Genomic DNA, 26,644 nt, shown 5'->3' with positions numbered 1-26,644 from the left:
TGCAGCGAGTTTCTATGAAGGCCAAAGGCAACCAGGCCGGAGAGAAGCAATGCAGTCCCAGTCACGATCAGGCAAAACGCAAACACTATCGAAGCCCCTCGTTCGTCTTGAATGCGAGGAACGATAATAGATAAAATTTTACCGACAATCGAAAGAAAGAATTAACCTTACTTGGGCGGTCGAAGAGAGCGTGCGTGGCAAGGTCGCTAGCTCAAATGACGGCCAAAGAAGTCGATCAGCTGTTCGTTGTGCTGGTTCTCGATATCGCTGTTCACGCTGTGCCCTTCCCCTTCATAGAGGTGGACTTCCGGAGCGCGGCCATGACGTTTCAGCCGGTCCCGTAGCCGGTACGTCATCTCGACGGACCACGTGGCGTCCTTGGTGCCGTGACTCAGGAAGATCGGACCATTGAAACGTTCGATTTCGATCGGCGTCGTTGGAAGGAGCTCATTCGACGATCCGCGCCAGCTCCAGGCACGATCCGCCGGGTCCCAAGGGCGCCAACCTTGATCCCCGGCGTCTCTCCACATCCTCGAGTTAAATGCTCCACAAATGACATCAGGTGGAGTGTGCACAGCAATCGCGTCAGGAAGTCCGGCGACGCCATCTCTCGACATCAGCGACGCCAGCAAGAGAGCATGTTCAGCACCGCGCGAAATTCCGGAGAGTCCGACCTTCGTTCCGACGATCGACCACGCACGCAGGCTGGAAAGGGCCTCCGCCGTGCTGTCGAGGGACACCTCTATGATGTCGCCGCTGTTCTTGCCGTTTGAATAGGGAAACGCCATCGCGAGAAAACCATGCGCGGCCAGAACAGCGGCGGTCCTGTAGATCATCCCCGACCGACTGCCTTCCGAACCGTGCAAGAGCACGATCGCCGGAAATGGACCTTCACCGGGAGGACCATACCCCCAACCCCAGTTCGGCAACGAGCGGCGAAGGATCTTGAGCGGCATGGCGAATCCTGTGAGGGAGCACTCTTCGGAAGTGAACACGCGATGAGCAGAGCCAAGGTTCGATTGTCGTCGACCACACTTCGCTTAGTAAGCAAAGCAGCGCTTGTACGTGCTCGCCAGTCTAAACCGTCGGGCAAAACACCTCGCCTCCCGCCAAATCCCTGTCCGCAAAAATATTCCACTTTACCGAAATTCGGTTTTGCGGCATTCTCTCGACCATCCCGACCCGATGGAGAGGGGCGATCTTACGTCGTCACGAACGTGGGTTGGGGAAGCGGTGGACGCGGCGGGCCGGCGCGGATGTGAGGGCAGGGCGGGCGGAGGATTGAGCCGAAACCCGTGAGCCCGGCACAAGCGGTGTCGTACGAACGGCGCCTGTATCCGATGACGCTTTGGGCCGAAGCCGGCTGCGTCCAGCGAAGCCCCTTGGCGAAGCGGGAGCGCTGCGTACTGCAAAACCGTGTGGTCCTGGCCGTCGTCGCTATGGTCAAGCCTTTGCGGAGGCGGCACTGGCGTCAACCGGCGCGGTGTCGGTGAATTCCGCGAGGCGACGGTGACAACAAGAATTCGTCGCCGGGGAGAGCACGGCATAAGCCGTCCAACCATCGCGCAGGGAAGGCCGAGTGTTCGGCGCCACCTGCGGTCTCCTTGCGCTACACTTTCGCGCAGCGGACCGCGGGTGCCCGTCGGCACCCGGTCTTCCCTGCACCTTCTTCAAGGGAGGAGGGCAACGGAAACGAGCAAAACTCGGGCGTTTCCTGCCGCCAGAATGCCTGTTCACGCTCATTTTCGAAGATGAAGAATGGTGCTGCCAGACAGGATTGAACTGTCGACCTCTCCATTACCAATGGAGTGCTCTACCACTGAGCTACGGCAGCATGTGCTGGGATCAGAATCGGCCGCCCGAGGGGCCTACCAAGCGGGCCGATATCTGCCACAGGCCTCCCCGCTGTGCAAGCTTGCATGACCCGTCCGAACGAGAAAATCGGGGCGATACCGGGGGTATTACGGCTGTTTCCGCTCGAAACGACCGACTTTCGGCCGATTTCGGTTCCGATCCCCGCCAACTGGCCAGTTGGCCGGCGCGGTGGATTCGGCCCATTTTGGATTTCGCACGATCGGGACATCAGGGCCTCTTGAGCTGCCGCATTCTCCGGGCATGTTATCGCCACAGGCTGGATGGACCCGTGATGGCTGACGAGATCGACAGGAACGCAGGACAAGACCGCACATCGCGCGACGACCGGCTGAAATCGGCGCTGCGGGAGAATCTGAAGCGCCGCAAAGCGCAGGCGCGCGAACGCGCCGCAAGCGTCGACCCCTCGCAAGATGGCGATGGGTCCCTAGATGAGGGGACCGCCGGCGAGACCTGAGTTGGGACACGAGCGGCTGGATATTTTGGAGTGCATGCAGTGGCCACGGGGCAAGACGAATCACAATCAACCGATCGCAATGCGCAGATGGCGCGCTTCACCCGGCCCGAGCAGACGTTTCCGACGTTGACGTCCGCCGAGATCGAACGTCTCAGGCATTTTGGCGAGCTTCGCACCTATAAAGACGGCGAGCTGCTGTTCGAGACCGGCAAGCCGGGTCCGGGCATGTTCGTCGTGCTCAAGGGCCATGTCGCCATCACCCAGCGCGATGGCCTCGGCAATATCAGCCCCTTGATCGACCAAGGTCCCGGCCAATTCCTCGCCGAGCTCGGCCAGCTGTCCGGACGCCCGGCGCTGGTCGATGGCCGCGCCGAAGGCGACGTTGAAACGCTGCTGTTGCCGCCGGAGCGCCTGCGCGCGCTGCTGGTCGCCGAGGCCGAGCTCGGCGAGCGCATCATGCGCGCGCTGATCCTGCGCCGGGTCAATCTGCTCCAGGCCGGCGTCGGCGGCATCGTGCTGATCGGTCCCTCGCATTCAGTCGGCGTGGTGCGCTTGCAGGGTTTTCTCACCCGTAACGGCCAGCCGCATCATCTGCTCGATCCCGACAGGGACCGCGATGCCGCCGAGGTAATCGCGCGCTATTCGCCCAAGCCTGAGGATTGGCCGCTGGTCGTCACGCCAGACGGCGCGGTGCTGCGCAACCCCGGTGAGACCGAGCTTGCGCGCGCGATCGGCATGATCGGCGGCCCGCGCAATGATCGCATCTACGACGTCGCGATCGTCGGCTGCGGCCCGGCGGGGCTCGCGACCGCCGTGTACGCGGCCTCCGAAGGCCTGTCGGTGGCCGTGCTAGACACCCGCGCCTTCGGCGGCCAGGCCGGCGCCAGCGCGCGCATCGAAAACTATCTGGGTTTTCCGACCGGCATTTCCGGCCTGGCGCTCACGGCGCGCGCCTTCAACCAGGCGCAGAAGTTCGGCGCCGACATCATGATCCCTGTCACGGTGAAGTCGCTCGATTGCGCGCGCAAGGACGGGGCATTCTCCGTCGCTCTCGACGGCAGCGATCCCCTGCGCTCGCGTTCGGTGGTGGTCGCAAGCGGCGCGCGCTATCGCCGGCCTGAGATCGCCAACCTCGACAAGTTCGAGGGCCGCGGCGTCTGGTACTGGGCCTCTCCGGTCGAAGCAAAACTGTGTGCCGGCGAGGAGGTGGCGCTGGTCGGCGCCGGCAATTCGGCGGGACAGGCGGCGGTGTTCCTGTCGGGACATGCCAGACGCGTCTTGATGATCATCCGCGGCGGAGGCTTAGGGGCCAGCATGTCGCGCTATCTCATCGAGCGGATCGAGGCGACGCCGAATATCGAGCTGCTGTTCAACACCGAGATCACGGCGCTCGAAGGCGATGAGGCCTCGCTGCTGCGGCGGATCCGCTGGAAGAGCCGGCTGTCCGATGACGAGGATTCCGCCGACATCAAGAATATGTTCTTGTTCGTCGGTGCCGATCCCGCCACCGGCTGGCTCGACGGCTGCGGCGTGACGCTCGATCGCGGCGGCTTCGTCGTCACAGGCGCGCAATCCGAGCTGAACCAGGGCAGGCCCGTGGCGCCGCTCGAGACCTCCGTGCCCGGCGTCTACGCCGTCGGCGACGTCCGCTCCGGCTCGGTCAAGCGCGTCGGCGGCGCCATCGGCGAAGGCGCGCAGGTCGTGGCCTCCCTGCACGGCTATCTCGGCGACGCCGCAAAACCGGCGCTTTAGTCAAGCAGAAGACAAGCAGACGGCAAGTCGATTGTGGCTTGCCATCTTGCCGTGTCCCACAGACACTCGCCGCGTCGCGACCAATCGCGCGTGGAAGAACAAATATTCAACGGGAGGACTCAATGGCCGAACTCGTCGTGCTCTACAAGACGCCCAAGGACGCTGCAGCTTTCGACAAGCATTATGCCGAGACCCACATTCCGCTCGCCAAGAAACTTCCCGGCCTGAAGAAATACGCCGTCAGCACCGGCGCAGTCGGCTCGCCCGCAGGTCCTTCGGGCATTCACCTCGTTGCCATCCTCACTTTCGACAGCGTGGGCGACATCCAGAAAGCGTTTGGAAGCGAAGCCGGCAAGGCGGCGGCCGGCGACGTGCCGAAATTCGCCAGCGGCGGCGCCGACCTCTTGATCTTCGACACCAAGGAAGTCTGATCGCGACGATCGACTCAACTTTCGTCGAAAGCTGCTGTCGTTCGTGACAGCGCTGCAAAAATTCAGCCATGCGTTTGTCGATTCGCACGATGACGCATGGCTGCGCGCGCATATGTGACGTCGGCGCAGGTGGCAATCCGATGAGGAGCGTAATATCAATCCTCTGATCTCAATGCAGAGACGAGGAGAGATGTCATGGTTCTCGGGATGAGCCTGCAAGCCTTCACACTGGTCCATGTCATCATCAGCCTGATCGCCATCGCCGCGGGCCTGATCGTGATGTTCGGGCTGCTCGGCTCGAAGCCGATGCCGGGCCTCACTGCGATCTTCCTGCTCTTCACCATCCTGACCAACGCCACGGGCTTTTTGTTTCCGTTCAAGGAACTGCTGCCCTCTTACATCATCGCAGGCATCTCGCTGGTGCTGCTCGCGATCGCCTGCATCGCGCTCTATGGCATGAAGCTCAAAAGCGTGTGGCGGCCGGTCTATATCGTGACCGCGATGATCTCGCTCTACTTCAACGTCTTCGTTCTGATCATCCAGTCGTTCCTGAAGATCCCGGCGCTGGCCGCGCTCGCGCCCGCTGTGCCGCCGGCGCCGCCGTCCGGGCCCGTGTTCGCCGTGGTGCAGGGCCTCGTGCTGGTGTTCTTCGTGGTGCTGACCATCGGCGCCTGGCGCCGCTTCAAGCCGATGGCGTTCGCCTGATCGTTTCTGATTACAAGGAGTCCTCCAATGCCCACCATCACCACCAAAGACGGCGTCGAGATTTTCTACAAGGATTGGGGCTCGGGCCAACCGATCGTGTTCAGCCATGGCTGGCCGCTGTCGTCGGACGACTGGGATGCGCAGATGATGTTCTTCGTCACCCGCGGCTATCGCGTCATCGCCCATGACCGCCGCGGCCATGGCCGCTCGGCGCAGGTCGCCGATGGCCACGACATGGATCATTACGCCGACGATCTCGCGGTGCTGACCGCGCATCTCGACCTCAAGAATGCCATCCATGTCGGCCATTCCACTGGCGGCGGCGAGGTCGTGCACTACATCGCGCGCCATGGCGAATCTCGCGTGGCGAAGGCCGCGATTCTCTCCGCGGTGCCGCCGTTGATGGTGAAGACGGACGCCAATCCGGGCGGTCTGCCTAAGAGCGTGTTCGATAGTCTCCAGGCCGCACTCGCCGCCAGCCGCACGCAATTCTACCGCGACCTCCCCACAGGGCCCTTCTACGGCTACAACCGCCCCGGCGCAAAACCGTCGGAAGCGGTGATCCAGAACTGGTGGCGCCAGGGCATGATGGGCGGCGCGAAGGCGCATTACGACGGCATCGTTGCGTTCTCGCAGACCGATTTCACCGAGGATCTGAAGAAGATCAACGTGCCCGTGCTGGTGATGCATGGCGACGACGACCAGATCGTGCCCTACGCCGATTCCGCGCCGCTGTCGGCCAAGCTGCTCAAGAACGGCACGCTGAAGACCTACAAGGGTTTTCCGCACGGCATGCCGACCACGGAAGCCGAAACCATCAACGCGGACCTGCTGGCGTTCTTCAAGAGCTGAGCGGATCGCTCTGCTTAGGGGCGAGGGTGGGATGTCTCAGCGCCGCTGACGGTGTATCCTTCGACGAGTTCGCAGCCCCCGTATCGGCTGCGAGCTTTGGATACTTCAGCGCCGGCGTGCGTTGAATCCCGTTCGGTCCCCTCGAGGAGAAGTGTCGGTGATGTCTCCCCAGCTCAAACTGATCGCGCTCGACGCCGATGATCTCGCCGTCATCTCGACCCATGTGCAGGACGCGCGCGTCCAGCCCGCCGATATCATCTGGCGCCAGGCGGAGAAGCGCCTCGTGGTTGGCATGAGCCGGTTGGATTGGGAGCAGACGCTGGCGGGCGAGACCGAGCCGCGCCGGCTGGTGTCGGCGCTCCGCTTCGATCGCGTGCTCGCCTGCAAATCGCGCAATATCGATCTGGCCACGCCCGAAGCGGTTCTGGACCTCGTCGGAATCGAGTTTCATCCCCAAGACGGCCGCGACGAGGAGCCCGGCGGCAGCGCCCTTCTGCTGTTCGCCCAGGGCGGTGCCATACGGCTAGACGTCGAATGCCTGGAATGCCAGCTGACCGATCTGGGCGCGGACGAACTGGGCACCGGACTGGGGCTCGAGGGGGAGGGGTGAGGCGGCCTGTATACCAGCCGAGGCAGCTCAGGTTGCCGCCGAGCCTTCCAAGGGTTGACGCAGCTTCCCCGCCGCGCCATTGAGCAGGGGGCCGGTAAGCCAAACTGCGCCCCCTAAAACCAGCAGAAGCCAAGCCAAAATGCCCGTTCGTCTCGACCGCAGCAGTGCCGATTTTGACCAGCGATTCGCGGCCTTCCTCGCCGCCAAGCGCGAGGTCTCGGCCGATGTCGAGACCGCTGTGCGCGCCATTGTCGACGATGTGGCCAGGCGCGGCGACGCCGCCCTGCTCGAGGCCACCGCCAAGTTCGATCGGCTGGCACTGGATGCATCCGGTCTTCGCGTCTCGGCCGCCGAGATCGAAGCCGCGACCAAGGCCTGCGATGCCGCGACGCTGGATGCGCTCAAGCTCGCGCGCGACCGCATCGAGACTTATCACCGCCGCCAGCTGCCGAAGGACGAGCGCTTCACCGACCCGCTCGGCGTCGAGCTCGGCTGGCGCTACACCGCGATCGAATCCGCCGGCCTTTACGTCCCCGGTGGCACCGCGGCCTATCCGTCCTCGGTGCTGATGAATGCAATGCCGGCGAGGGTTGCGGGCGTCTCGCGCCTCGTGATGGTGGTCCCCTCGCCCGACGGCAAGCTCAATCCGCTGGTGCTGGCGGCTGCCTCGCTTGGTGGTGTCACGGAAATCTACCGTGTCGGCGGGGCGCAGGCTGTCGCCGCGCTTGCCTACGGCACCGCGACGATCGCGCCTGTTGCCAAGATCGTCGGCCCCGGCAATGCCTATGTTGCCGCGGCCAAGCGCCTGGTGTTCGGCAAGGTCGGCATCGACATGATCGCCGGCCCCTCCGAGGTGCTGGTGATGGCCGACGACACCGGCAATGCCGACTGGATCGCCGCTGACTTGCTGGCGCAGGCCGAACACGATGCCAGCGCGCAGTCGATCCTGATCACCGACTCCACGCGCCTTGCCGCCGATGTCGAGAGAGCGGTCGAAGCGCAGCTGAAGACGCTGCCGCGCGCCGCGATTGCCGGCAAGTCCTGGGCTGATTTTGGCGCCATCATCATGGTGAAGAGCCTCACTGAGGCCATTCCGCTCGCGGACGCGATCGCCGCCGAGCATCTCGAGATCATGACCGCGGATCCGGATGCGCTCGCCGCAAAGATCCGTAACGCCGGCGCTGTGTTCCTCGGGGCGCATACGCCGGAGGCGATCGGCGATTATGTCGGCGGTTCCAACCACGTGCTGCCGACGGCGCGCTCGGCGCGATTCTCCTCAGGACTCGGGGTTGCCGATTTCATGAAGCGGACCTCGATCCTGAAATGCGGCCCGGACCAGCTGCGCGCGCTTGGACCGGCCGCGATGACGCTAGGACAAGCGGAGGGGCTGGATGCCCATTCGCGCTCGATTGGATTGCGCCTCAATCTGTCATGACAAAGCCGCCCGAACAGGACGACTCGACCAATCGCATCGTCGCGGTCACCCTCGACGAGGACTCGATCGGCCGTTCCGGGCCGGACATCGAGCATGAGCGTGCGATCGCGATCTACGATCTGATCGAGCAGAACCTGTTCGCGCCTGATGGTGCCGAAGGAAAGGGCCCGTTCACGCTGCACATCGGCATCAGCGGCAACCGGCTGATGTTCGACATCCGCCGCGAGGACGGCACGCCCGTCGTGGCGCACCTGCTGTCACTGACGCCGTTCCGGCGGATCGTGAAGGACTATTTCATGATCTGCGACAGCTACTACCAGGCGATCCGGACCGCGACCCCCGACAAGATCGAGGCCATCGACATGGGCCGCCGCGGCATCCATGACGAGGGATCGCGTACGCTGCAGGAGCGGTTGAAGGGCAAGGTGCGGGTCGATTTCGAGACGTCGCGCCGGCTGTTCACGCTCATCACTGTTCTTCACTGGAAGGGCTAAACGCGGATGGCTGCGCCCGCACGCGCACGCGATCCGCAATCGGTGCTGTTTGCCTGCGCGATGAACAGCGTGCGCTCGCCGATGGCCGCGAGCCTGCTCCAGCACATGTTTCCGCAAGGCCTGTACGTAAAGTCCGCCGGTGCCAGGAAGGGCGAGCTCGATCCGTTCGCCGTCAGTGTGATGGCCGAGCTCGGCCAGGACATCTCGACCCACAAGCCGCAGACCTTCGAGGAGCTGGAGGATTGGGAGGGGCTCAATTTCGACCTCATCATCACGCTCTCGCCGGAGGCGCATCACAAGGCCCTGGAGCTGACCCGGACGCTCGCCGCCGACGTCGAATACTGGCCGACGCACGATCCGACCACGATGGAAGGCAGCCGCGACCAGAAGCTCGCCGCCTACCGCGAGGTCTGCGACCAGCTGCTGATGCGGATCCGCCGACGGTTCGCGAAAGTGGGCGCTGCGAGCGGGTAGCTGCCGTAACACCTGCGTCACAGATTGAGGGCACACGCATGTCGGAAACCTCGAATCAGCAAAGTCAGGGTTCCCGGGTTGTGAAATCAGCCCCCTTCCGATAGGTTCCGCGCGCAATTCACCCCCTGCCTGATCCCCCAAATCACCTGATGCTCGGCCGCCCCAAATTCGTTCTTGCCTCCGGTTCGCCGCGGCGCCTGTCGCTGCTCAACCAGGCCGGCATCGACCCGGACGCGCTCCGGCCGGCCGACGTCGACGAGACGCCGCGGCGGGGCGAGCTGCCGCGCGCCTGCGCCAACCGCCTTGCGCGGGCCAAGGCCGATGCGGCGCTCAAATCCGTGCAGCTGGATGACGAGTTGCGCGGCGCCTTCATCCTGTCCGCCGATACGGTGGTGGCGGTCGGCCGCCGCATCCTGCCCAAGGCCAATCTGGTGGACGAAGCCGCGCAGTGCCTGCGGCTGCTGTCGGGCCGCAACCACCGCGTCTACACCGCGATCTGCCTGGTGACGCCGCGCGAGGCCTTCCGCCAGCGCCTGGTCGAGACCCGCGTCCGCTTCAAGCGGCTCTCGGAGGACGACATCCAAGCCTATATCGGCTCCGGCGAATGGCGCGGCAAAGCCGGCGGCTATGCCGTGCAGGGCATCGCCGGCTCCTTCGTGGTGAAGATGGTCGGCTCCTACACCAACGTGGTCGGCCTGCCGCTCTACGAGACCACGACGCTGCTCGGCGGCGAAGGCTTTCCGATCCGCTTCGGCTGGCTCAACGCCACCGCGGTCTGACAAATTCTCGAAAACAACCCCATGCACAGTAGAATCCCCTGGCGGGGTTTCTGCGCCGTGACCTGAGAAACCTGTTTGCCCGCGGGCCCTTGAATGCCCCGACCTCGTGTACAGCTATCCCGACCATGGACGACCAGATCAAAAAGCCCGCCGCGCCGCTCAAAACCTGCCCGATCTGCGGTAAGCCGCAGGCGCAGGCCACCCGTCCGTTCTGCTCCTCGCGCTGCCGCGATGTCGATCTGAACCGTTGGCTGAAAGGCTCTTACGTCATCCCCGGCCGGGATGATGAGGTCGATGATATCGAATAATTAGAGATATCAATGGCTTATAAGGCCGGCCTGCACGCTGCGGCAAGCCCGCCCAAGCTTGTACACAGCTGGGGCGCACCCCGCGAAGCCGAAGGCGAAGCGTGGGTGGACAGGCCGCTCCGAGCCCACTATAAACCGCCCGCTCGATGGGCTTTGGCCCCTCTCTTGGAGCACGCCCAGGTAGCTCAGTTGGTAGAGCATGCGACTGAAAATCGCAGTGTCGGTGGTTCGATTCCGCCCCTGGGCACCAACGCTCCCACCGACACTTTGCCGGGATGGGGCTGCGTCAGGGCGGCAAGGCGCCCGCGAACCTCAAAATGGATCGGATCGCCGGGCTTGACGCGCGGCGCGACGACGATGCAGTCGATGAGTTCACGCAGTTTGAGGCATGCAGCCTTGGCATCGCTGGCCGAGAGCGCTTTCGCGAGTTGCTCCACTGCATCGAGATAAACGGCGATAGTAGCCGGATGCAGGGCGACCACGTTCGCCTCGGTTACCCGAGTGAGGCGCGCCTCCTGGCGATCAATTTCGGCCTCGAGTTCGGCGAGCCTGGCGGTGACCATGCGTCCGGTCATCTCGCCCTTGGCGACTGCGTCGACTAGGCGCGCGGCCTCGCGACGCGTATCCTGTAGCTTGCGCTCGGCTGCGGCGCTCTCGCGCGATCTCTCCTTCGAGAGCCGCGCCCATTCCTCGGCAAAGCCCCGGCGGGCGGCCTCGATTACGGCGGGGTTCTTGAGCTCCTCGCGCAGGCCCGCGAGCACCGCCTCCTCGATCAGGTCAAGTCGGCATTGGCGACTATTGGTGCAATCCCCCGACTCGATTGAGCGGGAGCACCGTGCCATCGGCCGCCCACGCTGCGAGCCGGCCGAGACGAGGCTTGAACCGCACGTCCCACAACGCAGGAGACCCGACAGGATGCGACGAGGTGGAACAACGCCCTTCCAGCCACAATTCGCGTTTCTCGCCTGGGCAAGGCGAGCAGCCGTCTCCTGCCAAAGCTCCTCCGGAACGATGCGCAGGTGCGGCGCCTCGATCCGCTGCCACTCACTGCGCGGGTTGATGCGGGGTACCTTGCGGCCTGTCTGCGGATTGCGGACCTTGCCGACGCGGTTCCAAACGATGACGCCGCGATAAATCTCGTTGCAGATCATTCCGGAGGCTCGCTTCGCGGATCCGTGAATGGTTGACGCGTTCCAGGCGCGGCCACGGAATGGCTTGACGCCTTCGCGGTTGAGAGCGGCCGCGATCTCACGGCAACTGTAGCCGCCGGCATAGTCGCGAAAGATGCGCAGCACCACCGCAGCCTGGTCACGGTCAATCTCGTGCTCGCCGGGTCGGCCAACGATTGGCCGATAGCCGTACGGCAAGCCGCCGGCGCGTTGGCCCTGCGCAAGCTTGCCGGCAAGTCCGCGGCGCGTCTTCGATGCGAGGTCCGTAAGGTATAGTGCGCCAACGAGACCGCGGACGCCGATCGAAATCTCGCTCGCACGTCCGTCGTCGACGGCCATAAGCTCACAGCCACAGAAGCGCAGCATCTCCCAGACCTGGGGCAGCTCCGATTGCGAGCGCGCAACGCGATCGAAGCTTTCGACGACGACGACGTCGAATTGGCGCTCAACAGCGCCGGCGATCAGAGACTTGAGACCGGATCGGCCATGGATGGAAGCGCCAGAAAGGGCTGCATCGGAAAATGTTGCGACGACCCCATGGCCTTCGCGCTCGCACCAGCGGCGGCACAGAGCCACTTGATCATCAATCGAGCGAGGGTTCTGCAAGTCCGATGAGTAGCGGGCGTAAATCGCAGCTCTCGCCATGGTCGCCCTCTTCGTCCCTCTGGCGGCGCTTCGCTGTCTGCCCAATCCTCGCGAACTCCCGCCGCGCCAGCATGCGGCCGAGTTCCTCGGCAAAAGCGATGATGGCTGGATCAGGCGGGTCCTGCAAGGGATTTTGACAGCGGCTCATTTCGCTTGAGTCTAGACGCGCGCCGTATAGTGGGGCGCTGCCTGATCGCCTTCGGGCCGTGTTAGGTGCTTCGGCGCGCAACATCGATGCGTTTCGACAGCACCCGCTGGTGCGGCAAGCTTGCGACTCGATTGGGAGATATCGAAATGCATAAAATCGGCTTTCGGCAGCTTCTGCAGCTATCATGCGCTGTGACAGGCCGAGCATGCCGAACCGAGAAATCAACTGAAAGGAAACTCAAAGGTAAGTAGTAGAAACGGCGACGATGGCGGACAATTGGAAATGAACCGTGCCGTGTCTCTCCAATTGGCGCTTTGCCTGCCGTCAACCTTTTTCAACGGGATCGACAGCTTGCAATCGTTCCGCTTCAAATCCAAGAGAACGCAATATGTCAATCGGCTTGCAAATTTGACCCCTCATCGGCGTCCAATTTTGACCCCTTCGTGCGGCGGGTTTTGCTGGTAGCGCTCGTCTCGTCGGAGCTGGCCGGGATAGCGGAGGCGAGACGAGCGCGGGTGGCGTGATCGTCGTCTCGGCTCTTGAATCGCCAGCTATCGTTGCCGGTCTCGACAATGTCGCAGTGATGGGTCAGTCGGTCGAGCAGCGCCGTGGTCATTTTGGCGTCGCCGAACACGCTCGGCCATTCGCCGAAGGCGAGATTGGTGGTGACGATGACGGAGGCGCGCTCATAGAGCCGGCTGACGAGGTGGAAGAGGAGCTGGCCACCGGACTGGGCAAAAGGCAGATAGCCGAGTTCGTCCAGGACGATGAAGTCCATTCGGGTCAGATGCTCGGCAAGCCGTCCTTGCCGTCCGTTGCGGGTCTCGGTCTCGAGGCGATTGACGAGGTCGACGACGTTGAAGAAGCGGCCGCGGGCACCGGATCGGATGCAGCTTCTGGCGATGGCAATGGCCAGGTGGGTTTTGCCTGTGCCGGTGCCGCCAACCAGCACGACGTTGCGTTGTTGGGCGATGAAGCCGCCGCCAGCGAGATCATTGACGAGAGTCTGATTGATCGGCGTGCCATCGAACTGGAAGTCAGCGATGTCCTTTGCAAGCGGCAACTTTGCAATGGTGAGCTGGTATTTGATCGAGCGGGCCTGCTTCTCGTTGATCTCAGCGTTGAGGAGGTCGCCGACAATGCGCTGAGGCTCGTGCTGGCGCTTGACCGCAGTCGCCATGATCTCATCGAAGGCGGCCTTCATGCCGTAGAGCTTGAGTTCGCCCATAAGATCGAAGATTTGGGTTCGTTCCATCAGTTGGTCCTCCGGAGGTTGTCGTAGCGGGCACAATCGGCGATCGGTGCATGACGGAGCGTCAGTGCGGCCGGCGTCATGATGTTGGCCGGTGGAGCGGGTTCACGTTGACGGGCCAGGATATTGAGAACGACATCGGCGGAATGGACGCTGTGACTGAGCGCTTCGGCACAGGCCGCTTCCACCGCTGGCAGACCGTCAGTCAGCACCGCGTTGAGGATGTCGACCATCTGCCGATTGCCATCGTCGGTGCTGGCAAGCTTGCGTCGGATCCGCTCGATCGCGGCTGGCAGCACCCAGTCTTTGAAGGGAGCACCGTTGCGCAAGGCGCCGGGTTTGCGGGCCAGCACCGGCACATAATGCCAGGGGTCGTAGACGGTCTCGCCCCGGCCAAAGGATCGCGGGTGCTCGGCAACGATGCGTCCATCCTGACGGATCACGATGCGATCGGCATAGGCTTGAACCTCGACCGGTCGTCCGACTGCGCTGGCTGCGACCGAGTACTTGTTATTGTCGAAGCGCACCAGACAGGTCTTCGAGACCGACGCCGTCACCGCGTGGAAGCCGTCGAAGCGGCCGGCATAGGGAACGAGTTTGGGGCGTTCGGCTTCGAACACGTCCCAGATCGTCTGATCGACCAGCTCCGGATGGCGATGAGCTTTGGCGTAGGCGATGCATTTGTCGAGCAGCCAGGCGTTTAACTCGTCGAGGTTTTTGAACCGCAGCCGCGGCGTGAAGAAGCGTTCCCTGACCAGCCCGACTTGGTTCTCGACCTGTCCCTTCTCCCAGCCCGACGCCGGCGTGCAGGCGACCGGATCGACCAGATAGTGGCTGCACATCTGCAGGAAGCGGCGATTGTAGAGACGCCCTTTACCGACGAAGATCGTCTCTACGGCGGTCTTCATGTTGTCGTAGATGCCGCGGGTGCAAGTGCCTTTGAACAGGGCGAACGCCCGGTCGTGGGCGTCGAACACCATCTCCTGCGTCTCCCGCGGATAGGCCCGCACGAACAGCATGCGGCTGTGACAGAGCCGGACATGGGCGGCCTTCACCATCACCGTGGTGCCGCTCAACAGGACCACCTCGTGGCTCCAGTCGAACTGATAGGCTTCGCCCGGTGCAAAGCTCAGCGGGACATAGGCCGCCGCGGTCGATTGCCCGCGTTCTTTGCTCCACCGCCTGGCGTAACGCCGCACTGCATCGTAGCCGCCGTCATAGCCGCGGCCGCGCAGCTCTTCGAAGATCCGGATCAACGTCAGCTGTTCACGAGCCGATTTAGCCGCGTTCGCCGCCAGCAGCCCATCAAGCTCTACTGCCCATCGTCCCAGCTTTGGCCGCGGCTGCACCTGCCGCTCGTACTCGAAGGAGGTCTCCCCCGACCTCAGCACCTTCCGGACCGTGTTCCGCGACACCTTCAGGTCACGGGCGATCTCCTTAATCGTCTTGCCCTTGATGAAGTGCTCGCGCCGGATCCGGGCAATCGTCTCCACGATCAGCATCCCCCACCGCCTGCTTCGTTCCAAAGCAGGCAGCGCAACAGACCAATCTGTAGGGGGTCAATTTTGGACGCCGATCCCCCGGCTTAGGGGGTCAATATTGCAGGCCGAATGACACCTAACTCCTTTCCGGATGTCGCGTCTGCGCTGGTTGACGCGGAACGCAGGGCGCAGTTCGAGGAGGCGGGTGCCCATTATGAGTCCAGCTACTTCCTGACCTTACTCTATCTGCCTCCAGAGGAGGGGGCCGCCAGGGCAGAGCAACTACTTTACGAAGGTCGCGACCGCACCGTCGGAGCCGACGCGCGCGAGGTGCTTCGCGGGTTTATCGACCAAACAAACCGTGTGCTTCAACTCGTCGAAGGGTTCATGCCGGAATGCACCTGGCTCGATGATCAGGACACGCTGACTTATCTGCACTCGACGATCTCGACCAAGCGTCATCGCGTTCGGGTGCCCGAAGTTCCCATGTACATCGACGCACTCTTGGCCGACCAGCCGTTGACCGGAGGGCTCGAGCCGATGTTGGGTTCAGCGAACGTGCGGGTTCTGACGATCGTCGGCTTTCCGGGCGCGACGACCCCGGGAATTCTGGACGACCTGAATCGCCTGGCGTTTTCGTATCGCTGGTCGACCCGCGCGATCATGCTCGACAAGGCCGACGCCACCAAGCTGCTGACCAAAATCCGCCGCCAGTGGTTCGCCAAGAGAAAGTCCATCGGCGCCATCCTCAAGGAAGTCGTGACCAACGAGGCATCGACGCTGCTCGATACCGACGCTCACAACAAGGCGATAGATGCCGACGCGGCTTTGCAGAAACTGGGGTCGGATCAGATCGGACAGGCCTTTGTCACGGCGACCATCACCGTGTGGGACGGCGATCCCGGTGCAGCCGACGAAACGCTGAGGCTGGTCGAGAAGGTCATTCAGGGCCGCGATTTCACCTGCATGATCGAGACGGTGAACGCCGTCGAAGCCTGGCTTGGCAGCCTGCCGGGGCATGTCTATGCGAACGTGCGGCAGCCACCGGTATCGACCCTCAACCTCGCTCATATGATTCCGATGTCGGCCGTATGGGCGGGTGAGGCGCGGGACCTTCACTTCAAGGGGCCGCCGCTTTTGTTCGGCAAGACCGAGGGATCGACGCCGTTCCGGTTTTCACTCCACGTCGGCGACGTCGGTCATACCCTTGTGGTGGGGCCGACAGGCGCTGGCAAGTCGGTGCTGCTCGCGCTGATGGCGCTGCAGTTCCGCCGTTACCCGAACTCTCAGATCTTTGCGTTCGATTTCGGCGGTTCGATCCGGGCGGCCGCGCTCGCCATGGGTGGCGACTGGCACGATTTGGGTGGTGCCTTGTCAGACGGGGACGAAAACCCCGTTGCCCTGCAGCCGCTGGCTTGGATCGACGATCCTTCAGAGCGCGGATGGGCGACGGAATGGATCGGCGCGATCCTGACACGGGAAATGGTCGAGATCACCCCGGAGGTCAAGGATCATCTGTGGTCGGCGCTGACATCTCTCGCTTCGGCGCCGAGGGAGGAGCGCACCCTCACGGGCCTGTCAGTCCTGCTCCAATCCAACTCTTTGAAACGCGCCTTGCAACCATACTGCCTCGGCGGTCCGTCCGGGCGCTTGCTTGATGCCGAATTCGAACGTCTCGGCGAGGCGTCGGTCCAGGCGTTTGAGACCGAAGGCTTGATCGGAACGAGCGCGGCCCCGGCCGTGCTAGCCTATCTGTTCCATCGTATTGGGGATCGTCTCGACGGCCGGCCCACGCTTCTGATTGTCGATGAAGGTTGGCTTGCGCTCGAGGATGAAGATTTTGCCGGTCAGCTCCGGGAATGGCTGAAGACGCTCCGGAAGAAGAACGCGTCCGTCATCTTCGCCACCCAGTCACTGTCGGACATCGACGGCTCCGCGATTGCGCCGGCGATCATCGAAAGCTGCCCAACACGCTTGCTGCTGCCGAACGAACGGGCGATCGAACCGCAGATCACTGCCATCTATCGTCGCTTCGGTCTCAACGACCGCCAGATCGAGCTTCTGAGCCGGGCCACGCCAAAGCGCGACTACTACTGCCAGTCCCGTCGCGGCAACCGGATGTTCGAACTTGGCCTTGGTGAGGTTGCGCTCGCGTTCACCGCAGCCTCTTCCAAAACAGATCAGGCCGCCATCACGCAACTCATCGCCGAACATGGACCCGGCGGCTTTGTGCCTGCCTGGCTCCAGCATCGTGGCGCCGCCTGGGCGACAGATCTGATCCCCAATCTCGTCAATCTGGAGAAGTCGCTATGAGACCTCTTGGCCTATTGGCGACCACGACCGCCTTCGCGCTGCTGCTTGGCGTTACGCTGCCCGCACGGGCGCTGATCGTCTTTGATCCCACCAACTATGTCCAGAATGTCCTGACGGCTGCGCGGGAGCTCCAGCAGATTAATAATCAGATCACCTCGTTGCAGAACGAGGCACAGATGCTGATCAATCAGGCAAGGAATCTGGCAAACCTGCCGTATTCGTCGCTGCAGCAACTGCAATCGTCGATACAGCGCACCCAGCAACTTCTGGCCCAGGCCCAGCGCATTGCCTACGACGTGCAGCAGATCGATCGCGCGTTCTCGACCGACTACGCGCCAGCGACAAGCAGCCAGTCGAACCAGTTGCTGATCTCCAATGCTCAATCGCGTTGGCAGAATTCCTATGCCGCAACGCAAGACGCGCTTCGTGTCCAGGCCGGCATCGTTAGCAACCTCGACACCAACCGCGTCCAGACCTCCGCGCTCGTTAGCTCAAGCCAAGGCGCTAGCGGTGCCTTGCAGGCAACACAAGCCGGCAATCAGATTCTGGCATTGAACGCGCAGCAGCTCGCCGACCTCACGGCTGTCGTGACGGCGCAGGGCAGGGCGCAAAGCCTTGAAGCCGCGCAACGCGCGGCGGCCCAGGACCAGGGCCGCGAACAGCTCCGGCGCTTCCTGACACCGGGGCAGGGCTATCAATCATTCAACGTGCAGATGTTCCACTAATGACCGACATCAGGGCTTTCAGGGCGTTGTCGCTGCTTACGACAGTCGGTGTGTTGGTCGTCACTGCCTGCACAATTCAGCTTCGCGGTGGTGTCGAGTCGCCCGCGCCGCCGAAAGCGGAGCAGATGACAGACGCAACCAGCTCAGACCTCGCGCGCTGCCGCAGCGTCGCTGCGGAGCAAGCAGAGGGTTTTGAGCGTTGCAAGCAAGTTTGGGCCGAAAACCGCCGTCGCTTCTTTGGCAAGAACGACCGTGCCGCAACTCCTGTTCACGACGCTTCCGCCCCCGGCGTGGCGCTATTTCCAAAGGACCAAAGCCGGATCCCGCTGGGATATCCAAAACTGGTGGCGCCTGAGGTGAGCAAACCATGACCGGTACGGGGATCATCGACCAGTTCCTGGAAACGTTCACGCGTTACATCGACAACGGCTTCGGGCTGCTGGGGAGCGATGTCGGATATCTCGCAACGACCCTCGCTGCGATCGACATTACGCTCGCAGCGTTGTTCTGGAGTTGGGGAACTGATGAGGACATCATCGCGCGTCTCGTCAAGAAGACGCTGTTCGTAGGGGTCTTCGCCTACCTCATCGGTAACTGGAACAGTCTGGCGCGCATCGTCTTCGAGAGCTTTGCCGGTCTTGGCCTGAAAGCATCAGGCGCAAGCCTCTCCGCATCGGATTTCCTGCGGCCCGGAAAGATCGCTCAAGTCGGCCTTGATGCCGGCCGACCATTGCTTGATTCGATCTCCAACCTGATGGGCTATATCAGTTTCTTCGAGAATTTCGTCCAGATCGTCGTTCTCCTGTTCGCGTGGGTCGTGGTGCTGCTCGCCTTCTTTATTCTGGCGATCCAGCTCTTTGTCACCCTGATCGAATTCAAGCTCACGACACTGGCCGGCTTCGTGCTCATTCCCTTCGGGCTGTTTGGCAAGACCGCCTTCGCGGCGGAGCGCGTTCTGGGCAACGTCATATCTTCCGGCATCAAGATCCTGGCCCTGGCCGTCATCGTCGGCATCGGCTCCACCCTGTTCTCGCAGTTCACCGCAGGTTTCGGCGGTGCACAGCCGACCATCGAAGACGCGATGACGCTGGTGCTCGCGGCGCTTTCCTTGCTCGGCCTCGGCATCTTCGGTCCGGGTATCGCAAACGGCCTGGTGTCGGGCGGACCTCAACTCGGCGCCGGCGCCGCGATTGGAACAGGCCTTGCTGCTGGCGGCATTGTTGCGGCTGGCGCGGGTCTTGCCGCCGGCGGTGTTGGTCTCGCTGGAGGCGCGATTGCTGGGGCCGCGCGCGGCGGGGGCGCCGTCTTGAGTGGAGCGTCCGCCACCTATCGAAGCGAAGGCAGCGCTGGCGTTGCCGAAGCCTCGGCTGCCATGAGCCCGTTGCGTCGTGCAGCCGCCGCACTCGGCGGAGGTGGAGAAACCGGTGCGTCGGCCGCGAGCACTTCGGCCGAAGGGCAACCCGATTGGGCGCGACGCATGAAGCGTGCCGAGACTATTCGGCACGGTGCATCAGCAGCCGGCCAAGCGGTTCGCTCAGGCGATCATAGTGGCAGCGGCTCATCCGTCGATTTGTCTGAAGGAGAGCGCTGACACCTCACCAGGCAGCGCCTCAAAATCCGAGCCACCGCACGACTTGAAACCGATCACTCGATACCAGGGGCAACCATCGATGTTCAAACGATCATCAGTACACTACGGGCGAATGCCCGAGCCGACTACGCCTTATCAAAAGGCAGCTCAGGTTTGGGACGAACGCATCGGATCGGCGCGAGTGCAAGCGAAGAACTGGCGCCTGATGGCATTCGGTTGCTTGATGCTTTCAGTCGGTCTCGCGGGTGGGTTCGTCTGGCAATCAAATCAAGGCTCGATCACGCCGTGGGTGGTTGAGGTCGATCATCTTGGACAGGCCCAAAGGGTTGCGCCAGCTAACATCGACTATCAGCCGACTGATGCGCAGATTGCCTACCATCTGGCGCGCTTTATCGAGGATGTCAGGAGCCTACCTGCCGACGGAATCGTTCTGCGCCAAAACTGGCTTCGGGCCTATGAGTTTACAACCGATCGCGGCGCGGCTGCGCTCAACGACTTCGCGCGCAACAACGACCCGTTCGCAAAGCTCGGCAAGGCGCAAATCTCCGTCGAAGTCTCGAGCGTCATTCGCGCCTCTTCGGAGAGCTTTCGGGTGGCTTGGACCCAGCGCACCTACGACAACGGTTCGTTGAGCTCGACTGAGCGCTGGACTGCAATTCTCTCGATCGTCATCGAGACGCCCCGCGATGCCGAACGCCTGCGCAAGAATCCCCTCGGCGTCTACGTCCGTGCCATCAACTGGTCGAAGGAGTTGAGTCAGTGACCAAGATGCCCCCTGACGTTCATTCGAAATGTTTCCTTCTGCACAGCAGGTTCATTTCGGCTTGGCCCGAGTTCGTGATCTCGAAACGGGCATTCCTGTCCGCTCTTCTGCTCTGCTCGTCGGCGCTTGGAGGGTGCGCGACCTACATCCCACCGGAGATCAGCTATGACGCTGAAGTCCCTCCCTTGCCGGCGCCTCCAGTAGCCCTCGACGACGGATCGCGACCGCTTCACGTTCCACCCCTCTGGAAGCCCGCTCTCGGCGGCAAGTCGGGAGGGGAGGAAGACCCTGAACCCGTGAGCCGGGTTGAGACCGCGAACAGCGCAGCCCGGGTCGAACCGCGCAAGCGGGGGTATTTCAACGCGGCGCAAGTCTACGCCTACAGTCCCGGGGCGCTCTATCAGATTTACGCCGCGCCGGGGCAGATCACGGATATCGCGCTCGAGGAGGGAGAACAGTTGACGGGATCAGGGCCGATCGCGGCCGGAGATACCGTCCGCTGGGTCGTCGGCGACACCGAAAGCGGAAGCGGCGACACACGGCGGGTCCATATCCTGGTCAAGCCGACCCGAGCCTCGATCGAGACCAACCTGGTGGTCAATACCGATCGGCGTACCTACCTGATCGAACTCCGCTCCCGCGAACGGCCATACATGCCGTCTGTTGCCTGGTACTATCCAGAAACTACACGGGAACGATCGCGCTCGGTCGCTCTGAAGCCCGTTCTTCCGGATCCGGCGCAGCGCATCTCCCGCTATGCCATCGAAGGGGACAGTCCTCCTTGGCGGCCGCTCGCCGCATATGATGATGGCCGCAAGGTCTACATCGAATTCCCGGCGGGGATCGTGCAAGGCGAGATGCCTCCGCTTTTCGTCATTGGTCCAGACGGCAAGACCGAATTCGTCAACTATCGCGCCTACGGCAACGTGTTGATCGTCGATCGGCTGTTTGCGGCCGCCGAACTGCGGCTTGGTCGTGAACACCAGCAGAAGGTTAGGATTGTCAGGACCGACGGGAGGCCGTCGTCATGAATACCCGGAACGAAGCCGATCACCAGCAAGGTACTCCGCCGGCTACACCGGAGGAACAGTCCAGGAGCTTCCGCTTGAGAGCAGAGCATCCGCGCGTGACACGGCTGTCGCGGAAGGTCTTGGCCGGCGGGAGCGCGGTTGCCCTGCTTGTAATCGGCGGAGCGGTCTTGTGGTCGCTGCAGGGCAATCGTTCCCGAAGCCAGGCGGCCGATGAGCTTTACAGCACTGACCATCACAATGTCGCCGATGGCATTACGACGCTGCCGAAGGACTACGCTGGCGTTCCGCGCCAGCCGATTGCGCAGCTTGGTCCGCCGCTCCCCGGGGACCTCGGTCGACCGATCCTAGCTGCTCAGGGGCAGTTGCCGACGAGCGGCGCTGATCCGGACCAGCAGCGGCGGGATCAAGAGACCGAAGCAGCCCGCATCAGCCATCTGTTCGCTTCGACCAATGGACGAGAAGTGCGTCCGTCCTCCGCTGCGGCTGTTGGCAGCGAGCGCGTCGTGTCGCCGAGCGTAACGAGCACTAGCGACGATGGATCTGCGCAAAGCGGTCAGGACCACAAGCTTGCCTTCGTAAACGCCTCCGTGGACCGTCGCACGGTAAGCCCTGACCGCGTCACCAAGCCCGCTTCACCCTACATCGTGCAGGCTGGAACGGTCATTCCAGGGGCGCTGATCACTGGGATCCGATCGGACCTGCCAGGCCAAATTACCGCGCAAGTTACCGAGAATGTTTTCGATACGCCGACCGGCCGCTTCCTGCTTGTGCCTCAGGGAGCGCGTCTGGTTGGCATCTACGACAGCCAGGTCGCTTTCGGGCAGTCCCGAGTCCTGCTCGTCTGGACCCGGGTGATCATGCCGAACGGACGTTCAATCGTTCTCGAGCGGCAGCCTGGCGCCGACACTGCCGGGTATGCCGGTCTTGAGGACCAAGTCGACAATCACTGGGGCGAGCTGTTCAAGGCTGCGGCGCTATCGACGTTCTTGGCAGTCGGGACGGAACTGGGAGCAGGTTCCGATACCAATAGCAACGACAGCACCATCATCCAGGCATTGCGACACGGCGCCTCGGACTCGCTGAATCAAACCGGACAACAGGTGGTTCGGCGCAGTCTCAACGTCCAGCCTACTCTGACCGTGCGACCTGGTTTTCCAGTTCGCGTTCTCGTCAATCGTGACCTCATACTTGTGCCATACGGAGGGTAACGCCATGCCCAAGCTTAGAATAGGAGCGCTGCCCGACGACAAGCCGGTCAAGGTCGCCACTGAGCTTCCAGCGTCAGTGCATCGAGATCTCGTCGCCTATGCAGAGGCCTTGGCGCGCGAAAGTGGGCAGCGTATCGACCCGGCAAAGCTGATCGCGCCCATGCTGGCGCGCTTTATGGCCACGGACCGTGGATTTGCAAAAGCGAAACGATCTGGTCATTCCCCAAGAGCCGGCGAGGGTGAGGGATAGCGTTCTGCCAACAGATTGAGGAAACGCTTCAGAGCCGGATTCTCATTGTCGTCGCGCCAATGCGCATAGAAGTCCACCCGGCTTGGTCCCGCTCCGTCCTGCAACTCCCGGTACACAAGGCCAGCGAAGCTTGCACCAATATCCGATTCCATAGCCAGACTAAGTCCCATGCCCATACTCGTCAGACTCTTGATAATGCCACGGCTTACGTCATGGCGTTCTACCTTGGGCCGATCGTCGGCCAATACCAGCTTCGAAATCAAGAGATCCTCGAGCTCTCGTCCTGGATCATATTCACTTAGAAGGATCTTTTCGTTACGCAAATCGGTCCAATAGATGATCTCGCGTGTTGCAAGGCAGTGATCCTGCGGCAACGAGATCAGGATGCGTTCGCTCCAGAGCAATAGTGATCTTGTGTCCTTTGAAGGTAAACGTCCAGGGCTAACGACAACGTCGACAGTTCCGCTACGGAGGGCAGTCATCAGACGGAAGTGTGAGCGTTCCATCGTTGCCAGTTCAAGCCCGGGAACAGCTTCTTAAACTCACCTATCGTCGCTCGCAAATTGCCGGTGGACATGGATGTGAAGAAGCCTACGACAAGATGCCCAGTATCGCCGCGACCACCGGACCTTCCGGTGTCAACGAGCATATCGACCTGCTCCAGAATCAGTCGTGCAATGCGCAAAACTGCGCGGCCGGTCAACGTAGGCTTGATTCCCCCACTTGAACGCTCAAACAGTGAAGCTCCCACGAGGTGCTCAAGTTGGACGATAGCACGGCTGAACGCGGTATGTTTGATTGAAAGCGCCTCTGCGGCTCGTCGAAAACTTCCATGGTCAGAAGCGGCAACCGCAAGTCGAAGCTGTTGCAGGTCAACAGCTCTCGCCGCGTTCCGCTGACCGTTCCTAGTTTCAATTTCCGTCATGTTTATAGCTCGGTAGCGAACCGCAAGACGCGGCGTCCCCGCTCTAGGCGGGAACGGGCATATCGTACTGGCCTGCATTGTTCTACGCGGCCGCGAAAATTACTGGCGTCCAAAGGGCCGGTGTCGAAAGCCCGCCGGCTCTACGAAGGGTGACCAGGGTATCGCGCGAGATCTCGAGGTAACCCGCCACGGCTAAGGTGTTGCCAATTGCGGAAGGATTGCCAATGCGCCGCAGGGGCCAACCCGCTCGTCTAAGGATTCGCTCCATACGGACGTCTGTGACGGTAACGATGTCAGTGAGTTGTCTTGAGAGCCCGAACTCTACCATTCCCGCAAATAGCTCGTAAACAGCACGAGTAAGACCGTGATCACCCTTGGGGGCATCGGCAGCAACATCGATCGCGAATCTACTACTTTCCCAAACGAGAGGAGTTGACGGCGCAGGTTGACCTTCGAGAAGCGTAGGGAAGGTGTCGCAAAGCATGGTCGGGCCAAGTGTCGGGAGGAGGCGTACGGAGCCTTGCACCTGCCCGTTGTCACATAGCTGGACTAGGTAAGCGGGATGCAGTGCATCGAAATCGTCGATCTCCATGTCGCCGCTGGTTTGAACGTCCCATGCCATGCGAAGTTTGAAAACGCGATACCGTAACCGATGCATTTCGGCAAGTGTCTCGGCGAACTGTCCATATAAGGACGGTGTGATTAGCTGAATCATAGTCCCTCCAACGGTGTACATCGTCACCTTTGGAGCGGATCACGCGTCTTAAGTCAGTACCTGTAGTTGTAGGGGGCTGCGCCCCTAATTTTGCTGTTTTATTTTCACAGCGGCTAAGCGGGCTACCGCTTGCACAATCGTCCGAACACCAAGCTTTTTCTTCGCGCCTTCTAGGTAGAAGGCAACTGTGTTGCGCGAGATGCCGAGAATGCAACCAATCTCCCAAGCGCTCTTGCCCCGAGCTGCCCACTCCAAGCATTCGAACTCACGCGGTGATAGGCGTACCCCCTCTATATCGTCTACGTTCACCAGCTTTCGGCGGGTATGAGCATGGAAATACATCGCCATAAGCTGAAGAACGCGTTCATGCGATTCAATGAACCGTTCGAATTGCGGGCGGTTCTGGTCCACGGCAAAGGTCAATGCAGCGATGGGGCCGTGGCCGTCGTGAATGGGCACCGTAAAGCCAAATCGGATTCCGAATTCCGCGGCCTCTTCGAAAAGCCGATGCTGTGCTTTCGATGTGAACTTCGAGTTGAAATTAACCCCCCACCGAAAGGGCTCGGGGTTTCGAAGAGCTTCTCCGATGACGGGATCAAGCACTTGATAATTATTTCGTAGATAGTGTGCTACCCACCGCGATGGATATGTAGAGATTAGGCGCGGTTTGACTTTGCTTGAGTGCTGGAGGGCTAGATAGGCAAAACACGATAGGTCCAAAGCGGTCGCTGTGTCCGCCATGGCTTTGGAGAAGTCTTGGAGATCTTCTGCGGTCGCTAGGAGATCAATGAAATTTTGAAAGATGCGGTGCATCGCTGCCAAGCAAGCCGTGCATGGTGCGAGAGCAGAGATCTCGCCCAATTCGTTGATTGTGCCCACAACAAGTGACCAAAGAGCCGCGCTTCGCGGCCGGTGAAGTCAAGGCAAAACCCTCTTGTACGAAACACCACAACGTCGTGCCTCGTACATTTTGTCTTTGCCTATTCTCATAACGCCCCCGGCATTTTGTGCCGAAATCGCAGCCGTCACCCCCAAAGCGCCGAATGTGATGCGGCTATGCAACTGGCCAGGAGCCTGCATCTGTCGGGACACTGCGTTGACCGGCCAGAAAGGCCAGTTTGCCGACCAAGCTAATCATCGACCAAGAGACTCACCGGATCATCGGCGGTGTGATTGTTGGCCCGCAGGCTGGCGACATGATCGGAGAACCTGTCCGGCGATCGAGATGGGCGCCGATGCAATCGATATCAGCAAAACCATTCATCCGCATCCGACGTTCGGAGAAACAATAGGCCTAGCTGCCGAAGTACGAAGGTGTTTGCACGGATGTGTTGCCGGGTGCGAAGAGGTTGACCAAGCGCGCGAGCCACTAGAAATTCAAAACATGAACTGCATCAGGTGTCTCGCTGCCGATCGTTCATATGGGACCCGAATATGGCGGGAACTCCTCGGAGGGAGGTCAAGGTACCTTTGAGCGTTCAGGAGGAGGAATTTGCCGCGGCATGTCGATACGTCGTTCTGGAGAGAAGACCTGATCTAGCAGCATCCATCGTCATTGTAGACAGCCAGCTCAGGATTGGGAATGACCGCATGTTCGGTCGCATTTGTAGAACTCGGTCTTGCCAGATTGGTGCGAGTTCTACATCTCGCAATCGAAGGCAAGGCGATGGCGCTGGAAAAAGTGCCTAGGCTCCTGTTCGACCTGTCGAGTTTCAGAAGAAAGACGCTCCGCGCGCTAAGTAGAGACGATCGAGGACAGCACCCCGGGAAATAGGCGCGATTTCGTCAGCGCGCGATTTAAAGGAATGGACACTCATCATCGCAACGCGAACCCAGGCAGTAATCCTCGGCAGAACCCTCGGCGATTGGGAACTCTGAATTGCAAAAGCAGGTATGGCGGCGCGGGCATTGCGAGATCTGAGCCGGGCGATGAAATGAGCTGTTCTGGACGTGCGGAGCCTGGTGATCGGGACCCTTCAAGTTTCGCGCGCGCTTTTTGGTGCAGTCGAAATCGTACCTCGCGTCAAATGCCGAAAATGGCGCTGAGAGCTGCGGACTTCAGCACAAAATGCGGTCTGATGTGCACGACAGTATTGCTGCTGGATGTCGTTCGTTAGATTTCCGCGATCGAATTCCGCACTCGGCGTTTGCGAAAGATATCCGATCTTCGTTTCCTCCCTCTACTTGGCCCGGCGCGATCGGCGGGCCCTTTATCATGGTCTGGCTACATCTGGTGCCGCGGCGAAACGGCGTTATTTC

24 protein-coding genes, 2 tRNA genes and 4 pseudogenes are annotated in these 26,644 nt (G+C 61.6%); 22 read left to right on the top strand and 8 right to left on the bottom strand.

Going from position 1 to position 26,644, the window contains the following annotated elements; translation table 11 throughout:
- Window positions 1-206 precede the first annotated feature (206 nt).
- Both L6639_RS05510 and L6639_RS05505 read right to left on the bottom strand, forming a co-directional pair.
- Window positions 207-956 (bottom strand): alpha/beta hydrolase family protein, encoded by a 750-nt coding sequence (locus L6639_RS05510; RefSeq protein WP_237859581.1) that lies wholly within the window; start codon window positions 954-956, stop codon window positions 207-209.
- Between the two features lie 803 nt (window positions 957-1,759).
- Window positions 1,760-1,834, bottom strand: a tRNA-Thr gene (locus L6639_RS05505).
- Window positions 1,835-2,146: 312 nt separating this feature from the next.
- Here L6639_RS05505 and L6639_RS05500 point away from each other — a divergent pair.
- The 13 genes from L6639_RS05500 to L6639_RS05440 all read left to right on the top strand — a co-directional run bounded on the left by L6639_RS05500 (window position 2,147) and on the right by L6639_RS05440 (window position 10,771).
- Entirely contained in the window at window positions 2,147-2,329 is a 183-nt protein-coding gene (locus tag L6639_RS05500) for a hypothetical protein (RefSeq protein ID WP_237859578.1), read from the top strand.
- An 87-nt stretch (window positions 2,330-2,416) separates the two neighbouring features.
- Entirely contained in the window at window positions 2,417-4,081 is a 1,665-nt protein-coding gene (locus L6639_RS05495; RefSeq protein WP_237861281.1) for an FAD-dependent oxidoreductase, read from the top strand.
- 122 nt (window positions 4,082-4,203) lie between these two features.
- Window positions 4,204-4,512, top strand: a complete 309-nt coding sequence (locus L6639_RS05490; protein WP_100175035.1) for an EthD family reductase — start codon at window positions 4,204-4,206, stop codon at window positions 4,510-4,512.
- A 195-nt stretch (window positions 4,513-4,707) separates the two neighbouring features.
- Window positions 4,708-5,217, top strand: a complete 510-nt coding sequence (locus L6639_RS05485) for a hypothetical protein (protein ID WP_237859577.1) — start codon at window positions 4,708-4,710, stop codon at window positions 5,215-5,217.
- Window positions 5,218-5,244: 27 nt separating this feature from the next.
- Window positions 5,245-6,069: an alpha/beta fold hydrolase gene (locus L6639_RS05480; protein ID WP_237859575.1), complete on the top strand. Its 825-nt coding sequence runs from the start codon at window positions 5,245-5,247 to the stop codon at window positions 6,067-6,069.
- 160 nt (window positions 6,070-6,229) lie between these two features.
- Window positions 6,230-6,679, top strand: a complete 450-nt coding sequence (locus tag L6639_RS05475) for a DUF2948 family protein (RefSeq protein ID WP_237859573.1) — start codon at window positions 6,230-6,232, stop codon at window positions 6,677-6,679.
- A gap of 139 nt (window positions 6,680-6,818) precedes the next feature.
- Window positions 6,819-8,114: a histidinol dehydrogenase gene (gene hisD, locus L6639_RS05470; RefSeq protein WP_237859571.1), complete on the top strand. Its 1,296-nt coding sequence runs from the start codon at window positions 6,819-6,821 to the stop codon at window positions 8,112-8,114.
- The gene (locus L6639_RS05465; protein WP_057759780.1) at window positions 8,111-8,608 is read left to right on the top strand and encodes a UPF0262 family protein; all 498 of its coding nucleotides are present in this window, start codon (window positions 8,111-8,113) and stop codon (window positions 8,606-8,608) included. The genes hisD and L6639_RS05465 overlap by 4 nt, the downstream gene beginning before the upstream one ends.
- A 6-nt stretch (window positions 8,609-8,614) precedes the next feature.
- Window positions 8,615-9,082: an arsenate-mycothiol transferase ArsC gene (locus L6639_RS05460; protein WP_237859569.1), complete on the top strand. Its 468-nt coding sequence runs from the start codon at window positions 8,615-8,617 to the stop codon at window positions 9,080-9,082.
- Between the two features lie 149 nt (window positions 9,083-9,231).
- Complete coding sequence (locus L6639_RS05455; protein WP_188098821.1) at window positions 9,232-9,861, top strand: Maf-like protein; 630 nt, start codon at window positions 9,232-9,234, stop codon at window positions 9,859-9,861.
- A gap of 125 nt (window positions 9,862-9,986) precedes the next feature.
- On the top strand, window positions 9,987-10,169 hold the full coding sequence (yacG, locus tag L6639_RS05450; RefSeq protein WP_237859567.1) for a DNA gyrase inhibitor YacG: 183 nt from the start codon (window positions 9,987-9,989) through the stop codon (window positions 10,167-10,169).
- Between the two features lie 174 nt (window positions 10,170-10,343).
- Window positions 10,344-10,419, top strand: a tRNA-Phe gene (locus L6639_RS05445).
- 25 nt (window positions 10,420-10,444) lie between these two features.
- Window positions 10,445-10,771 carry a hypothetical protein gene (locus tag L6639_RS05440; RefSeq protein ID WP_237859565.1) on the top strand — a complete coding sequence of 109 codons (327 nt, stop codon included), beginning with the start codon at window positions 10,445-10,447 and terminating at the stop codon, window positions 10,769-10,771.
- A 153-nt stretch (window positions 10,772-10,924) separates the two neighbouring features.
- Here the strand turns inward: L6639_RS05440 and L6639_RS43445 are convergent.
- The 3 genes and pseudogenes from L6639_RS43445 to istA form a co-directional block, all read right to left on the bottom strand.
- A pseudogene (locus L6639_RS43445) lies at window positions 10,925-11,983 on the bottom strand (recombinase family protein); the annotation flags it as partial.
- A 539-nt stretch (window positions 11,984-12,522) separates the two neighbouring features.
- A complete protein-coding gene (istB, locus tag L6639_RS05435; protein ID WP_194462901.1) occupies window positions 12,523-13,386 on the bottom strand; it encodes an IS21-like element helper ATPase IstB in 864 nt (287 codons plus the stop codon).
- Window positions 13,316-14,885: pseudogene (gene istA, locus L6639_RS05430) on the bottom strand (IS21 family transposase). Before istA ends, istB begins: the two are co-directional and overlap by 71 nt.
- 108 nt (window positions 14,886-14,993) lie before the next feature.
- On the opposite strand from istA, the gene trbE reads away from it, so the two are divergent.
- The 8 genes from trbE to L6639_RS05390 all read left to right on the top strand — a co-directional run bounded on the left by trbE (window position 14,994) and on the right by L6639_RS05390 (window position 22,745).
- Entirely contained in the window at window positions 14,994-17,177 is a 2,184-nt protein-coding gene (gene trbE / locus L6639_RS05425) for a conjugal transfer protein TrbE (RefSeq protein WP_237859562.1), read from the top strand.
- Window positions 17,174-17,902: a P-type conjugative transfer protein TrbJ gene (gene trbJ, locus L6639_RS05420; protein ID WP_237859560.1), complete on the top strand. Its 729-nt coding sequence runs from the start codon at window positions 17,174-17,176 to the stop codon at window positions 17,900-17,902. Before trbE ends, trbJ begins: the two co-directional genes overlap by 4 nt.
- Window positions 17,902-18,273 (top strand): putative entry exclusion protein TrbK-alt, encoded by a 372-nt coding sequence (trbK-alt, locus tag L6639_RS05415; RefSeq protein ID WP_237859558.1) that lies wholly within the window; start codon window positions 17,902-17,904, stop codon window positions 18,271-18,273. The genes trbJ and trbK-alt overlap by 1 nt, the downstream gene beginning before the upstream one ends.
- The gene (gene trbL / locus L6639_RS05410) at window positions 18,270-19,493 is read left to right on the top strand and encodes a P-type conjugative transfer protein TrbL (protein WP_237859556.1); all 1,224 of its coding nucleotides are present in this window, start codon (window positions 18,270-18,272) and stop codon (window positions 19,491-19,493) included. Before trbK-alt ends, trbL begins: the two co-directional genes overlap by 4 nt.
- Window positions 19,494-19,572: 79 nt before the next feature.
- Entirely contained in the window at window positions 19,573-20,256 is a 684-nt protein-coding gene (trbF, locus tag L6639_RS05405; protein ID WP_237859554.1) for a conjugal transfer protein TrbF, read from the top strand.
- Window positions 20,253-21,287 carry a P-type conjugative transfer protein TrbG gene (gene trbG / locus L6639_RS05400; protein WP_237859552.1) on the top strand — a complete coding sequence of 345 codons (1,035 nt, stop codon included), beginning with the start codon at window positions 20,253-20,255 and terminating at the stop codon, window positions 21,285-21,287. The genes trbF and trbG overlap by 4 nt, the downstream gene beginning before the upstream one ends.
- Window positions 21,284-22,495 (top strand): TraB/TrbI/VirB10 family type IV secretion system protein, encoded by a 1,212-nt coding sequence (locus L6639_RS05395; RefSeq protein WP_237859549.1) that lies wholly within the window; start codon window positions 21,284-21,286, stop codon window positions 22,493-22,495. Before trbG ends, L6639_RS05395 begins: the two co-directional genes overlap by 4 nt.
- 4 nt (window positions 22,496-22,499) lie before the next feature.
- Window positions 22,500-22,745, top strand: a complete 246-nt coding sequence (locus L6639_RS05390; RefSeq protein WP_237859547.1) for a DUF2274 domain-containing protein — start codon at window positions 22,500-22,502, stop codon at window positions 22,743-22,745.
- Here L6639_RS05390 and L6639_RS05385 read toward each other — a convergent pair.
- From L6639_RS05385 to L6639_RS05375, 3 genes and pseudogenes are all read right to left on the bottom strand, one after another.
- Window positions 22,712-23,670: pseudogene (locus tag L6639_RS05385) on the bottom strand (LysR family transcriptional regulator). The gene L6639_RS05390 and the pseudogene L6639_RS05385 sit on opposite strands and share 34 nt — an antisense overlap.
- Window positions 23,671-23,752: 82 nt before the next feature.
- Window positions 23,753-24,385, bottom strand: a complete 633-nt coding sequence (locus tag L6639_RS05380; RefSeq protein ID WP_237859545.1) for an acyl-homoserine-lactone synthase — start codon at window positions 24,383-24,385, stop codon at window positions 23,753-23,755.
- An 84-nt stretch (window positions 24,386-24,469) separates the two neighbouring features.
- Window positions 24,470-25,198, bottom strand: coding sequence for a LuxR family transcriptional regulator (locus tag L6639_RS05375; RefSeq protein ID WP_237861280.1), 729 nt, complete (start codon window positions 25,196-25,198; stop codon window positions 24,470-24,472).
- 311 nt (window positions 25,199-25,509) lie between these two features.
- Here L6639_RS05375 and L6639_RS05370 point away from each other — a divergent pair.
- Window positions 25,510-25,758, top strand: a pseudogene (locus tag L6639_RS05370) (dihydrolipoyl dehydrogenase); the annotation flags it as partial.
- Window positions 25,759-26,644: the final 886 nt, after the last annotated feature.

Source organism: Bradyrhizobium zhengyangense, assembly GCF_022012555.1.
Taxonomy (GTDB): Bacteria; Pseudomonadota; Alphaproteobacteria; order Rhizobiales; family Xanthobacteraceae; genus Bradyrhizobium; species Bradyrhizobium zhengyangense.
This window is presented reverse-complemented; position numbering and strand designations above follow the sequence as displayed.

What these genes read in the sequence shown, in the direction of transcription:
- L6639_RS05510 (WP_237859581.1), bottom strand. Translation starts at nt 956, where the DNA reads ATGCCGCTCAAGATCCTTCGCCGCTCGTTGCCGAACTGGGGTTGGGGG.
- L6639_RS05500 (WP_237859578.1), top strand. Translation starts at nt 2,147, where the DNA reads ATGGCTGACGAGATCGACAGGAACGCAGGACAAGACCGCACATCGCGC.
- L6639_RS05495 (WP_237861281.1), top strand. Translation starts at nt 2,417, where the DNA reads ATGGCGCGCTTCACCCGGCCCGAGCAGACGTTTCCGACGTTGACGTCC.
- L6639_RS05490 (WP_100175035.1), top strand. Translation starts at nt 4,204, where the DNA reads ATGGCCGAACTCGTCGTGCTCTACAAGACGCCCAAGGACGCTGCAGCT.
- L6639_RS05485 (WP_237859577.1), top strand. Translation starts at nt 4,708, where the DNA reads ATGGTTCTCGGGATGAGCCTGCAAGCCTTCACACTGGTCCATGTCATC.
- L6639_RS05480 (WP_237859575.1), top strand. Translation starts at nt 5,245, where the DNA reads ATGCCCACCATCACCACCAAAGACGGCGTCGAGATTTTCTACAAGGAT.
- L6639_RS05475 (WP_237859573.1), top strand. Translation starts at nt 6,230, where the DNA reads ATGTCTCCCCAGCTCAAACTGATCGCGCTCGACGCCGATGATCTCGCC.
- hisD (WP_237859571.1), top strand. Translation starts at nt 6,819, where the DNA reads ATGCCCGTTCGTCTCGACCGCAGCAGTGCCGATTTTGACCAGCGATTC.
- L6639_RS05465 (WP_057759780.1), top strand. Translation starts at nt 8,111, where the DNA reads ATGACAAAGCCGCCCGAACAGGACGACTCGACCAATCGCATCGTCGCG.
- L6639_RS05460 (WP_237859569.1), top strand. Translation starts at nt 8,615, where the DNA reads ATGGCTGCGCCCGCACGCGCACGCGATCCGCAATCGGTGCTGTTTGCC.
- L6639_RS05455 (WP_188098821.1), top strand. Translation starts at nt 9,232, where the DNA reads ATGCTCGGCCGCCCCAAATTCGTTCTTGCCTCCGGTTCGCCGCGGCGC.
- yacG (WP_237859567.1), top strand. Translation starts at nt 9,987, where the DNA reads ATGGACGACCAGATCAAAAAGCCCGCCGCGCCGCTCAAAACCTGCCCG.
- L6639_RS05440 (WP_237859565.1), top strand. Translation starts at nt 10,445, where the DNA reads ATGGGGCTGCGTCAGGGCGGCAAGGCGCCCGCGAACCTCAAAATGGAT.
- istB (WP_194462901.1), bottom strand. Translation starts at nt 13,386, where the DNA reads ATGGAACGAACCCAAATCTTCGATCTTATGGGCGAACTCAAGCTCTAC.
- trbE (WP_237859562.1), top strand. Translation starts at nt 14,994, where the DNA reads ATGACACCTAACTCCTTTCCGGATGTCGCGTCTGCGCTGGTTGACGCG.
- trbJ (WP_237859560.1), top strand. Translation starts at nt 17,174, where the DNA reads ATGAGACCTCTTGGCCTATTGGCGACCACGACCGCCTTCGCGCTGCTG.
- trbK-alt (WP_237859558.1), top strand. Translation starts at nt 17,902, where the DNA reads ATGACCGACATCAGGGCTTTCAGGGCGTTGTCGCTGCTTACGACAGTC.
- trbL (WP_237859556.1), top strand. Translation starts at nt 18,270, where the DNA reads ATGACCGGTACGGGGATCATCGACCAGTTCCTGGAAACGTTCACGCGT.
- trbF (WP_237859554.1), top strand. Translation starts at nt 19,573, where the DNA reads ATGTTCAAACGATCATCAGTACACTACGGGCGAATGCCCGAGCCGACT.
- L6639_RS05395 (WP_237859549.1), top strand. Translation starts at nt 21,284, where the DNA reads ATGAATACCCGGAACGAAGCCGATCACCAGCAAGGTACTCCGCCGGCT.
- L6639_RS05390 (WP_237859547.1), top strand. Translation starts at nt 22,500, where the DNA reads ATGCCCAAGCTTAGAATAGGAGCGCTGCCCGACGACAAGCCGGTCAAG.
- L6639_RS05380 (WP_237859545.1), bottom strand. Translation starts at nt 24,385, where the DNA reads ATGATTCAGCTAATCACACCGTCCTTATATGGACAGTTCGCCGAGACA.
- L6639_RS05375 (WP_237861280.1), bottom strand. Translation starts at nt 25,198, where the DNA reads ATGCACCGCATCTTTCAAAATTTCATTGATCTCCTAGCGACCGCAGAA.